Source organism: Flavobacterium sp. (genome assembly GCF_043779715.1).
In the GTDB taxonomy this organism is placed as follows: Bacteria; Bacteroidota; Bacteroidia; order Flavobacteriales; family Flavobacteriaceae; genus Flavobacterium.
In genome coordinates, this window is sequence record NZ_JAYWDT010000267.1 from 1 (window position 1) to 12105 (window position 12105).

Genomic DNA, 12105 nt, shown 5'->3' on the forward strand with positions numbered 1-12105 from the left:
AACTAAAGGTGTTTTTTCTAAAATACAATTATCACTTTTAGCAGCAAATACTTTCTTATTTTATGGTGCTGGAATGGTAATTTTATCTAATTATCATCCCGAATTAAAAGGTTTATTTACTACAATTGTTGCACTCTTAAACTTAACATACGCTTGGTTCTTATACAAGAAATTTGGGTTAGACAAAACGGCAATTTATTTACTAATTGGTCTTACACTAACATTTGTAACACTTGCAATTCCTATTCAGTTTAACGGACATTATATTACTTTGTTTTGGGCTGTTGAAGCTGTTTTACTTATTTGGTTAGCACAAAAATCTGAAACAACCAGTTATCGTTTTGCTTCGATAATTGTACATTTTTTAATGCTTATTAGCTTAATAATGGATTGGGAGAAAATTTATGGAGGTAATAATGTTCTAAACATTATAGTTAACCCAATTTTCATAACAGGATTATTCGCTATAGGATCATTATTTGCTGTTTATTATTTATTAAAAAATGAAACCGAAAACTATCAGCAGTTTGGACTTACTTTCAATCCAGAAAATTACAAAAAACTTACTTTCTTAATAGGAATTATTCTTAGCTATTTTGTAGGAATTATCGAAGTTAGTTATCAAGCTGACGATTATATTCGGAATCCAGATTCGGCTATTGCATTTCCAATAGTTTACCACTTATTATTTCTTGCCGCATTGTCTTACATTCTATTAAAGAATAAAACAAAATTTGGTTATAATTTTGCAACAATTATTGCCATTGCAAATATTTTTCTATTTACATTTTGGTTTTCAAATTACGCTTTTGCCGAACACGAACAATATATTAGTAGCGGGATTCATCAAAGAATTGCTTTTTATTTACATTATGTTTCGCTGGCAATCATTATTTATTTTGGATACCAATTATACAAAATGGAAAAAGATAAAGTTATTTCTGAATTCTTTAATAAAAACATTTTTATCTGGATTGCGGCCTTCTTTATTATATTTTTAGCTAGTACCGAAATAATGCTTCACGGATTAGTAATCATGAATTCGCCAGTTACTCTAAAAGATATAAAAAGTAGTCCTTTGTACGCAGATTACAAAATGGATATTGAATATTTACGTAGTCTGATTTCCTACGATTTCATTTCAGATGCAAGAACTCGAATATGGAAAGCTAGTTTTCCTATTTTATGGGGATTTCTAGCCTTTATTTTCTTGATTATTGGAATAAAAGAACAAAACAAAACCATACGAATAATTGCATTATCATTACTAGGATTAACTGTAGTAAAACTATTTGTATACGATATTAGTAATGTTTCCGAAACTGGAAAAATCATTGCATTCATATTATTAGGAGTTTTAATTTTGATTATATCATTTGTATATCAAAAAATAAAAGTTTTGGTTATTGATGATGTAAAGACAGAAGAATCTAAAGAAACAAACAAAATTGATGAGAATGAATAAGTTTTTTATACTATTATTTATAGCCAATTTATCGTTTGCGCAAGATAACATTGCAACAGCAAAAATAAAATTTGACAAAAAAGATGGTTTACACAAACTAGTTTTACCTACAGAACTTCGTTCATTATCCAATGATGATTTGAGTGATTTTAGAATTTTTGATAGCAAAAAAAATGAAGTTCCTTATTATTTTGAGACCAAAAACAATCAGTCTGATAACATCCAATTTGTAGTGTATAAAATTATTTCTAAAACAGTTGTCCCTAAGAAAAACACGGTTTTGGTTTTCGAAAATCCAAAGTCGACCATCAACGAAGTAATATTAGAAATTGCCAACTCAAACATTACAAAACCATATAGCATTAGCGGAAGTATAGACAACGAAAAATGGTTCGGATTAGTAAACAATGCTTTTTTGTCACCTGGATATCCTGAAGAATCTTCATCTGGATTTTCTACAATTTCTATTCCAACTTGTTTTTATAAATATTTAAAAATAGATTTCAACGACAAAAAAACACTTCCAATAAACATATTAAATGTTGGTTTTTTTAATAGTAAAACTTCAAAAGAAACATTACTCAATGTTTCTTATAAATCAAAATCTGTAACAGAACTTAAAACAGAAAAGAAAACGAAAATTCGAATTAATTTTGACAATTCTCAAATTATAAACCAGGTTTCATTTACAATTTCGAACCCAAAACTTTACAAACGAAATGTGTTTTTATACAAAAAATCAACTCGAAAAATAAAACATAAATTTGAAAACTACCAAGAACAATTGGCTAGTTTCGAATTAAATTCTGAAACAAATAATACATTTGATATTTCACAGGTTTTCGAAAAAGAACTTTTTATAGAAATAGAAAATCAAGACAATCAGCCACTAACTATTTCTAATATACAATTTTTTCAAATTCCGATTTATATAATTTCCGATTTAAAAGCTAACGAGAATTATACTATTACAACAGGAAACAAAGACTTAAACACACCGCAATACGATTTAGAAAATTTCAAAAGTAACATTTCTGCAAAATTACCCGAAGCTCAAATTATTGAAACCAAAAAAATTAAAAATAACCCTGAAATTGCAGCAAATAAAACTTTTTGGCAAGAATCATGGTTTATGTGGCTTTGCATTTTGGTAGGAGGAATTGCCATTGCCCATTTTGCAACAAGTTTAGCAAAAGATATGAATAACAAAACTTAATTATGAAAAGATAAATTCCTATTTTTGCTCCATTAAAAGACACACTTATGCTCATTATAGGAATTGCAGGCGGAACAGGTTCAGGAAAAACAACCGTAGTTCATCAAATCATGAACGAGTTACCAGATACCGAAGTAGGAATTATTTCTCAAGATTCCTACTATAAAGAAACTCAAAACCTGAACTACGACGAGCGTTCACAAATAAATTTCGACCATCCAAGAGCAATCGATTTCGAATTATTAGTACAACACCTCAAAGATTTAAAAGCAGGAAAAACAATAGACCAACCTGTATATTCGTTTGTAAAACACAATAGAACAGACGATACCATTTCTACTCATCCAAGAAAAGTAATGATTGTTGAAGGAATTTTAATCCTAACAAACCCTGAATTACGTGATTTATTCGATATAAAAATATTTGTTCATGCCGATTCCGACGAACGACTAATCCGCCGTCTAAAACGTGACATTGCCGAGCGTGGTCGTGATATGGAAGAAGTTTTAAACCGATACCAAACCACACTAAAACCAATGCATCAGCAATTTATCGAGCCAACAAAAGCATTTGCCGATATTATCATTCCAAACGACAAATACAACACCGTCGCTATCGATGTGGTAAGAGCAGTAATAAACCAACGAATCTCATAAATAATTAGTATTTTTAGGAGCTATTTCCCACTATCCGTTGCAATCTTTTTATTTTTAAAGGAAAAATAAAAAGGATTTCCACTACTATCGGGGCTAAAAACCAGTAAAAATGAACAATCCATTCAAAAACAAAATTCCATACAAAATCCTACTCAATAAGTATGTTATTGTATCAGTGTTTTTTGTAACTTGGATATTGTTTCTAGACAATTATTCCTATCTAGATCATCGCGTTCTCAACAAAGAAATAAACGAGCTCGAAGACAATAAAATCTATTATCAAGAAGAAATAAAAAAAGACAAAGACCAAATAAAAAAACTAAAAAATCCTGCCCAAATAGAAAAATATGCTCGCGAAAAATACTATATGAAAAAAGACAGCGAAGACATATACATCATCGAATTTGAAGGAGATACTTTAGAAAAAAAACAATAGATAAAAGACAACCTTACAACCATAAATCACAACATTTTGGAAACCAATTTATTCAACGATTTCGATTCCCTTTCCTCAAAACAATGGAAACAACAAATTCAATTTGAACTAAAAGGTGCAGATTATAATGATACTTTAGTTTGGGAAAGTCCAGAAGGAATTAAGGTAAAACCATTTTATCACAAAGACGAAGATTATAAAACAACAAATATTATTACTGAAGCTTCAAACGCAAAAATAGTTCAGAATATTTTTGTTTTCGATATCGAAAAATCCATTCGCAAAGCAAATGATTCAATTACTCGTGGAGCAGAAAGTGTACGTTTCACTATTGAAAACGAGGATTTAGATATCACAAAACTACTTTCGGAAATAACAATTGATAAAATTCCTGTATATCTAAACTTAAAATTTCTTTCGGTAAATTTCATCAAAAAAGTAAACGAAATTGCACTTTCTAAAAATGCAATAATTCATTGCTTGGTCGATCCAATTCACCAACTCGCTTCCGACGGAAACTGGTTTGAAAGTGAAACAAAAGATAATTTTGAAGTTTTAAATACAGTTTCAAAAGAATGCAAAAATGTATCATTCATTAATATAAACGCCACATTATATCAAAATAGTGGCGCTAATATGGTGCAGCAATTGGCTTATACATTAGCACATACAAACGAATATTTCAATCATATTGAAAATATCAATCAACCTATAACTATTGAAATTTCGGTAGGAACAAATTATTTTTTCGAAATTGCAAAACTAAGAGCTTTACGACTACTTTTCAATACGTTAAGCAAAGAGTACAACCATAATTTCGATTGTCATATCCTTGCAACACCAACAAAACGTAACAAAACATTATACGATTATAATACCAATATGTTACGCACCACGACTGAATGTATGAGTGCCATTTTGGGTGGTGCAAATGCCGTTGCAAATTTAGCTTATGATGCTATTTACCACAAAGACAACGAATTCGGCGACAGGATTTCTCGCAATCAATTGTTAATATTAAAAAAGGAAAGCTATTTTGATATTGTAAACAATCCAGCTGACGGAACTTATTATATAGAAAATTTAACAGCACAACTTGCCGAAAAATCATTACTTTTATTCAAAGAAATTGAAGCAAATGGAGGATTATTGAAGCAACTGAAAGAAGGAAATATTCAGAAAAAAATCCAAGAAAGCGCTCAAAAAGAGCAAGAATTATTCGATTCTGGGAAAGAAGTTCTTTTGGGAACTAATAAATACCCGAACAAAAATGACAAAATGAGTCATGATTTAGAGTTATTTCCTTTTGTAAAAATAAAACCGAGAAAAACATTAATCACACCAATTATCGAAAAAAGATTGGCAGAAAAAATGGAACAAGAAAGATTAGAAACCGAAAAATAAAGCATATGAAAACTATCTTATCATTTATAATACTATTTGTATCACTGAATACATTTTCTCAAACAAAAAAATTAGAAGTAACTAACACCCAAACGGGGAAATCTATTCTTTTTCAAGAAGCACAACGTGTAAAAGTTACTACTGTAAAAAGAGAAAAATTAGTTGGAATCCTAACATTCGAAAATGCTGAAAGTATTGCTGTAAATGGCGTTCCTATACAAATTGATAATATAAACAGTATCAAATATTTTCCTAAAAAAGGAAGAACCCTAAAAAATATTATTTTAGGAACAGGATTGGGATTAGTAGCAGGATCAGGTGTTGCAGCGGCTTTCGGAAACGGAACTGCTTTTTCATTATTTGCCGCAGGAGCCGGAACAACAGTTGTTGGCGGACTCATTGGTAATGGCAACAAAACCTATATTAAACAACGAAGCACATTCAAAATAATTGAATAAAGTAATGCGTAAAAACGTTCAACATATTTCATTAGAAAAGGTAGAAACCAAAAACCAAGCGGCAAAAGGTAAAAGCTATCTAACAGCCGAAGGAATTGAAGTTAAATCCGATTATTCCGAACAAGACACCAAAAATCTCGAACATCTTGATTTTGGAGCTGGCTTTGCGCCAAATTTACGCGGTCCTTACGCAACCATGTATGTTCGCCGACCTTGGACTATTCGTCAATATGCAGGATTTTCGACTGCCGAAGAAAGTAACGCTTTTTACCGCCGTAATCTAGCAGCTGGACAAAAAGGTCTTTCTATAGCTTTCGATTTACCAACGCACAGAGGTTACGATTCTGATCATGAACGTGTCGTTGGAGATGTAGGAAAAGCAGGAGTTGCCATAGATTCGGTAGAAGATATGAAAGTATTATTCGACCAAATTCCACTAGACGAAATGTCGGTTTCTATGACTATGAACGGTGCCGTATTACCAATCATGGCATTTTATATCGTTGCTGCCGAAGAACAAGGTGTAAAACCAGAATTACTTTCGGGAACAATTCAAAATGATATTCTAAAGGAGTTCATGGTACGAAATACCTATATCTATTCGCCAACGCCTTCCATGAAAATCATTGCTGATATTTTTGAATTTACGAGCAAAAAAATGCCGAAATTCAACTCTATCTCTATTTCAGGTTATCACATGCAAGAAGCGGGAGCTACTGCCGATATTGAATTGGCTTATACACTTGCCGATGGTTTAGAATATATTAGAACAGGGCTTTCAACAGGAATGAAAATCGATGAGTTTGCTCCTCGCCTATCATTTTTCTGGGCAATAGGAATGAACCATTTTATGGAAATTGCCAAAATGCGTGCAGGAAGAATGATTTGGGCAAAACTAGTCAAACAATTTGAACCAAAAGATGATAAATCATTAGCTTTAAGAACACATTGCCAAACATCAGGTTGGAGTTTAACAGAGCAAGATCCGTTTAACAATGTGGCGAGAACCACTATAGAAGCCATGGCAGCAGCCTTTGGCGGAACACAATCGTTACACACCAATGCGCTTGATGAAGCCATTGCTTTACCAACAGATTTTTCGGCGCGAATTGCCAGAAACACTCAAATATACATACAAGAAGAAACTAAAATTTGTAAAACTGTCGATCCTTGGGCCGGTAGTTATTATGTAGAAAGTTTAACCAACGAAATAGCCGATAAAGCTTGGGCACTCATTGAAGAAGTCGAAGAATTAGGTGGCATGACAAAAGCCATCGAAGCCGGAATTCCTAAATTGCGTATCGAAGAAGCCGCAGCCAGAAAACAAGCACGTATCGATTCTAGTCAAGATATTATTGTAGGCGTAAACAAATACCGATTAGAAAAAGAAGATCCGTTGCATATTCTCGATGTAGACAATCAGATGGTTCGCAAACAACAACTTGAACAATTAGATAGAATAAAAGCAACTCGTGATAACGAAAAAGTTCAAGATTCACTCAAAAAACTAACACTTTGTGCACAAACTGGCGAAGGTAATTTGCTAGAAATAGCGGTAGAAGCTGCTAGAAACAGAACCACTTTAGGCGAAATTTCGGACGCATTAGAAACCGTTTTCGGACGATACAAAGCACAAATTAAAACATTTAGTGGCGTGTATAGCAAAGAAATAAAAGACGACAAAAGTTTTGAAAAAGCAAAACAACTAGCCGACGAATTCGCCAAAAAAGAAGGTCGTCGTCCTAGAATTATGATTGCAAAAATGGGACAAGACGGACATGATCGTGGCGCAAAAGTAGTCGCCACAGGTTATGCCGATGTTGGTTTTGATGTCGACATAGGTCCTTTATTCCAGACGCCTGCCGAAGCTGCCAAACAAGCCGTAGAAAACGACGTGCATATTCTTGGTGTTTCTTCACTTGCCGCTGGACATAAAACACTGGTACCGCAAGTCATTGAAGAGCTCAAAAAATACGGTCGTGAAGATATTATGGTTATTGTGGGTGGTGTAATTCCCGCACAAGATTACCAATATTTATTCGATGCCGGAGCAGTTGCAGTTTTTGGTCCTGGAACAAAAATTAGTGAAGCTGCGATAAGTATTTTGGAAGTTTTGATTGGGGAATAACTACATATGAAACACCTGACAGGTTTTAAAAACCTGTCAGGTGTAGAAAATTACAACGATCAAAATAGTATTTATTTGATTGAAAATAATTTTAAAAAATAAAATAGTTTTGAAAACCTGTAACTAAATTAAATGCAAAACTTTCAGCCACTAGAAAACGGGAAATATTATCATATTTACAATCGAGGAATAAATAGTGATATACTTTTTAAAGAAAATGATAATTATGAATATTTTCTAAGATTATATGACACACACATTGACCCGATAGTCGAAACTTATGCTTGGTGTTTAATGAAAAATCATTTTCATTTTTTAGTTAGAATAAAAGATGTTGACGAGTTAGATACTGAAAAGAAAATCCAACCTTCACAATCGTTTTCAAATTTATTTAATGCTTATACAAAAGCTTTTAACAAAAGTTATAACAGACATGGCTCTCTTTTTGAAAGACCTTTTAGGAGAAAAGAAATAAATCATAATAAATATTTTCAGAATGTTATAGCATACATTCACAATAATCCTGTACATCATAATATTTGCGACCATCCTTTAAATTACCCTTGGAGTTCTTATATTACTTGCCTCTCAGATAAACCAACAAAACTTAGACGAAAAGAGGTTATTGAAATATTTGAAGATATAGAAAATTTCAAATATGTTCATGAATTAAAAAGTAATGATTTTTCGATTGAAACAATATTAGGAATTTAAATTTTAGTTGAGGAAGTAAATACCTGACAGGTTTTAAAAACCTGTCAGGTGTAGAAACCACATTAAATTTTTATAATAGAAAACTAAATTTCTTGAATACCAAGACGAACAAAAAATTCATAAGTCCCATCATACATGAATTTTGGCCTTGTTAAATCTTCATCATTACCATTAGGAATATAAATAATCATTCCTTGTCTTGCTCTTGTTAGCAATACTCTGTATGAATTAATTAAATAACTAGTTATATTACTATTATTTATATTTTGCCACTTAGTACCTTTAAATTTTCTATAATTCCACTGCTGATTATCATAAAATAAATCTCCATCCCAAGCAACACAAGTCCAATCTAATTCTAAGCCCTGAATATCAAATTCAGTTGCAACTTCTTCTAAAAAATAAGAAGAACGAATATCATCTTTATCATTTAAAAACCAAATTGGCGCATCAATTTTTGCTTTTACATTTAGCCCAAATGGTCTTAATCTTATTGCCCCTGATGATGCAATAATTCCGCTTCTTTCAGAACCTTTAGTTTTACTATTTAACCATTTTCTAGCTTTTCCTAAATCTCTAGTTATCTTTATTGGATATTCATTTTTTATAAATTCTAAATATATCTTTTTTGATTTTTCAATATCATTATTAATTATTTCTTGAATAAAATCTGATAATTTAGCACTTCGAAATGATCTTAACGAGACAGATAAATGCAATTCATCTTTTTTAATAGCATTTCTATTTTTTAAAATTGATAATGCATTTTTATCTTTTATATAATTATTATCTTCAATAATTTTTGAAGAAAAATAAATATCCCAATCACTGAATTTTTCTTCAAATGGCCTAATCCATTCTTCTAAACCAGCTTCTCCAGTATTAATTTCTTGTCCACCACCAATTAAACAAACAATCGTACACCAAGTTTCATGTCTGTCCATAACTTCAATAAGAAATTCTGGTTCAGATTTATTAAAATCAGAAATACCTTTATTCCTTTTCATGAAATTTGATGCTTGTTCTTTGGTCCAAGCTCTTTGTGCCTCATCAAAAATTGTTACTTTCTCTATTGGAGCATTTTTATCTTTTGTATATTCATCTCTAAAATGATGAATATTTTGAATAAATGATTTTACTTCATTTTTTGCTGAATCTTTTGTAATTAATTGGTTGTTTTCTTTAGCAGATTTGACCTTATCCCTTGTTAATGCATCTTTTAAAACATCAACTAATGGCCCATTTCCCGAAAGAAAAACGGCATGTTCTTCTTTTTCATAATTAGATCTTAAATTAGCAATATTTAATCCTGCTAATGTTTTTCCAGCTCCAGGAACTCCAGTTATAAAACAAATTGATTTTTTATTCTCTGTTTTTGAATAATCTATAATATTTGAAATACAATTTGAAGTTACCGATAGGTTTTCAGCTCCAGAATCACTTCTTGAAATTTCTTCAACATTATGCTTTTTATACAACGCAGTTGCTGCTTCAATTATGGTTGGAGTTGGTTTATAAGTTGAGTTCTCCCAATATTCAAAATCAAGATTTTCGTGATTATTGAAATTAAATAATGTGGTTTTTATAACGTCAATCAAATTTTCAGAATTTGCTAAAATTGTTTCATACAAATTATCAATACTTTTATGATATGAATTAACAATTTCGTTAGCTTTATCTGCTATTAGAATTGGAATAATAACTTTATTATGACTTCCTTCATGAAAATTATTTAAATCTAAACCATAATCAAAAGCTTGATTTATAGCATATTTATCATAAATATCCGAGCCTATTTTAAATTCTAAGACAAAAATACAATTATCAATAATTAAAATATTATCAACTCGTTTCCCCATTCTTGGGATTGTAAATTCAAAATAAATTTTACCTGTAAAAGATGACAATACATTTCTTAAAATATGAATTTGGCTTTTCCAAGCATTAGCTTGTTGAATGGAAAGTTTATTCAAATCATAATTTCCCGAAATTTTACCATAAATAGTTTCTTCGTTTTCATTAACAAATTCATTAATAAAATTAGAATAATAAGCCCTATTCATCAAAAAAGTCTTTAATACTTATTTCTAAAGCTTTTGCCAATTTTTCTAGTATTTCAATTGAAACGTTTCGTTCTCCTTTTTCAATTGTTGGTAAATAGGTTCTGTCAATTTCTGATAAATTTGCAAGCTTTTCTTGAGAAAAACCTTTTAATTTCCTGTACTCTTTAATTTTGAGTCCAACTTTTTGTTTAATATTCATAAAACAAATTTTACAAATTGTTGATTATATTGCAACGGAGTATTGTCTGCTTTTTTTGATAAAAAAATTAAATCTCAATTATTTTTGTATAAAAGTTTTACAAAAAACAAATGTACTATGCGTGCATAATAAATATTTTTACTACATTTGATAATCAAAATAAAAAACTATGAATTTTTCAGCAAAAATGCTTCGTGATAATGCGCTTTCAGACAAAGTAATTGTAGTAACTGGTGGCGGAAGTGGCTTGGGTAAAGCCATGACAAAATATTTTCTAGAATTAGGGGCAAAAGTTGCCATTACTTCTCGTGATCTAGAAAAATTGCAGAATACAGCCAAAGAATTAGAAACTGAAACAGGCGGAAAATGCTTGCCTTTGCAATGTGATGTGCGTCATTATGACCAAGTAGAAGCGATGTTGGCAGAAGTTCTAAAAACTTTTGGTCGTGTAGATGTTTTGTTAAACAATGCCGCAGGAAACTTCATCTCTCCTACCGAAAGATTATCAGCAAATGCTTTTGATACCGTAATAGACATCGTGCTAAAAGGTTCAAAAAACTGTACTTTGGCTTTCGGAAAACATTGGATAGATACAAAACAAACCAATTGTAATGTATTAAATATTGTGACTACTTACGCTTGGACAGGTTCTGCTTATGTGGTGCCAAGTGCTACGGCAAAAGCTGGTGTTCTTGCCATGACTAGAAGTTTAGCAGTAGAATGGGCAAAATACGGAATCCGTATGAATGCTATTGCGCCTGGACCATTTCCTACAAAAGGTGCTTGGGACAGATTATTGCCTGGAGATCTTGCCGAAAAATTTGATACTTCAAAGAGAGTTCCGTTGCGACGAAATGGTGAACACCAAGAATTAGCCAACTTAGCTGCTTATTTAGTTTCTGATTTTTCAGCATACATAAATGGTGAAGTTGTAACTATAGATGGTGGCGAATGGTTGCAAGGTGCTGGACAATTTAACGATTTATCTGCCATTCCTAAAGAACTTTGGGATCAGTTAGAAATGATGATTAAAGCAAAGAAGAATAAATAGTATATTACAGAATTCAGTTTTCAGATTAAAAAATAACAAAGTCAGATAAAATCTTTTATTCTGGCTTTTTTTATCAATATAAGTGAATAAAATCAATACTTTTTAATCCAAAATCTGAAACCTGAAATCTGAAATCTAAACTTTCGGATTTTGTTAACAAATAAGATTTCCTAAACTCATAAAAAATTGTATTTTTACGACTCAAATTTACAAAAACAAAATGGGTAAAATCATTGCAATTGCTAATCAAAAAGGTGGTGTCGGAAAAACCACAACATCTATAAATTTAGCAGCATCTCTAGGTGTTTTAGAACA

General features: G+C 31.2%; 12 protein-coding genes. 10 read left to right on the plus strand and 2 right to left on the minus strand.

The features are described 5' to 3' along the window. The 8 genes from ACH2BG_RS12895 to ACH2BG_RS12930 form a co-directional block, all read left to right on the plus strand. The coding region (locus ACH2BG_RS12895; RefSeq protein WP_395048100.1) for a DUF2339 domain-containing protein at positions 1–1465 on the plus strand (1465 nt) is incomplete at its 5' end. Continuing rightward, on the plus strand, positions 1458–2681 hold the full coding sequence (locus tag ACH2BG_RS12900) for a hypothetical protein (protein WP_395048101.1): 1224 nt from the start codon (positions 1458–1460) through the stop codon (positions 2679–2681). The genes ACH2BG_RS12895 and ACH2BG_RS12900, both read left to right, overlap by 8 nt. 47 nt (positions 2682–2728) lie before the next feature. Next, positions 2729–3337, plus strand: coding sequence for a uridine kinase (udk, locus tag ACH2BG_RS12905; protein WP_395048102.1), 609 nt, complete (start codon positions 2729–2731; stop codon positions 3335–3337). A gap of 109 nt (positions 3338–3446) precedes the next feature. Beyond that, positions 3447–3773 (plus strand): septum formation initiator family protein, encoded by a 327-nt coding sequence (locus ACH2BG_RS12910; protein ID WP_395048103.1) that lies wholly within the window; start codon positions 3447–3449, stop codon positions 3771–3773. A 36-nt stretch (positions 3774–3809) separates the two neighbouring features. Next, positions 3810–5177, plus strand: coding sequence for a methylmalonyl-CoA mutase subunit beta (locus tag ACH2BG_RS12915; RefSeq protein ID WP_395048104.1), 1368 nt, complete (start codon positions 3810–3812; stop codon positions 5175–5177). Between the two features lie 5 nt (positions 5178–5182). Continuing rightward, positions 5183–5635: a hypothetical protein gene (locus ACH2BG_RS12920; protein WP_395048105.1), complete on the plus strand. Its 453-nt coding sequence runs from the start codon at positions 5183–5185 to the stop codon at positions 5633–5635. Positions 5636–5639: 4 nt separating this feature from the next. Then, a complete protein-coding gene (scpA, locus tag ACH2BG_RS12925; RefSeq protein WP_395048106.1) occupies positions 5640–7763 on the plus strand; it encodes a methylmalonyl-CoA mutase in 2124 nt (707 codons plus the stop codon). A 132-nt stretch (positions 7764–7895) separates the two neighbouring features. Beyond that, a complete protein-coding gene (locus tag ACH2BG_RS12930; RefSeq protein ID WP_395048107.1) occupies positions 7896–8477 on the plus strand; it encodes a transposase in 582 nt (193 codons plus the stop codon). 83 nt (positions 8478–8560) lie between these two features. Here the strand turns inward: ACH2BG_RS12930 and ACH2BG_RS12935 are convergent, their stop codons facing one another. Together ACH2BG_RS12935 and ACH2BG_RS12940 are read right to left on the minus strand one after the other, a co-directional pair. Continuing rightward, positions 8561–10540: a DUF2075 domain-containing protein gene (locus ACH2BG_RS12935; RefSeq protein ID WP_395048108.1), complete on the minus strand. Its 1980-nt coding sequence runs from the start codon at positions 10538–10540 to the stop codon at positions 8561–8563. Further along, on the minus strand, positions 10533–10739 hold the full coding sequence (locus tag ACH2BG_RS12940; RefSeq protein ID WP_395048109.1) for a helix-turn-helix domain-containing protein: 207 nt from the start codon (positions 10737–10739) through the stop codon (positions 10533–10535). Before ACH2BG_RS12940 ends, ACH2BG_RS12935 begins: the two co-directional genes overlap by 8 nt. A 169-nt stretch (positions 10740–10908) precedes the next feature. Between ACH2BG_RS12940 and ACH2BG_RS12945 the strand changes: the two genes are divergently transcribed. Continuing rightward, positions 10909–11790, plus strand: a complete 882-nt coding sequence (locus ACH2BG_RS12945; protein ID WP_395048110.1) for an SDR family oxidoreductase — start codon at positions 10909–10911, stop codon at positions 11788–11790. A gap of 220 nt (positions 11791–12010) precedes the next feature. After that, a partial coding sequence (locus tag ACH2BG_RS12950) for a ParA family protein (RefSeq protein WP_395048111.1) occupies positions 12011–12105 on the plus strand: 95 nt, incomplete at its 3' end.

Excerpts from the sequence above, each read along its gene's own strand:
- ACH2BG_RS12900 (WP_395048101.1), top strand. The coding sequence starts at position 1,458 with ATGAATAAGTTTTTTATACTATTATTTATAGCCAATTTATCGTTTGCG.
- ACH2BG_RS12940 (WP_395048109.1), bottom strand. The coding sequence starts at position 10,739 with ATGAATATTAAACAAAAAGTTGGACTCAAAATTAAAGAGTACAGGAAA.
- scpA (WP_395048106.1), top strand. The coding sequence starts at position 5,640 with ATGCGTAAAAACGTTCAACATATTTCATTAGAAAAGGTAGAAACCAAA.
- ACH2BG_RS12910 (WP_395048103.1), top strand. The coding sequence starts at position 3,447 with ATGAACAATCCATTCAAAAACAAAATTCCATACAAAATCCTACTCAAT.
- udk (WP_395048102.1), top strand. The coding sequence starts at position 2,729 with ATGCTCATTATAGGAATTGCAGGCGGAACAGGTTCAGGAAAAACAACC.
- ACH2BG_RS12935 (WP_395048108.1), bottom strand. The coding sequence starts at position 10,540 with ATGAATAGGGCTTATTATTCTAATTTTATTAATGAATTTGTTAATGAA.
- ACH2BG_RS12930 (WP_395048107.1), top strand. The coding sequence starts at position 7,896 with ATGCAAAACTTTCAGCCACTAGAAAACGGGAAATATTATCATATTTAC.
- ACH2BG_RS12945 (WP_395048110.1), top strand. The coding sequence starts at position 10,909 with ATGAATTTTTCAGCAAAAATGCTTCGTGATAATGCGCTTTCAGACAAA.
- ACH2BG_RS12920 (WP_395048105.1), top strand. The coding sequence starts at position 5,183 with ATGAAAACTATCTTATCATTTATAATACTATTTGTATCACTGAATACA.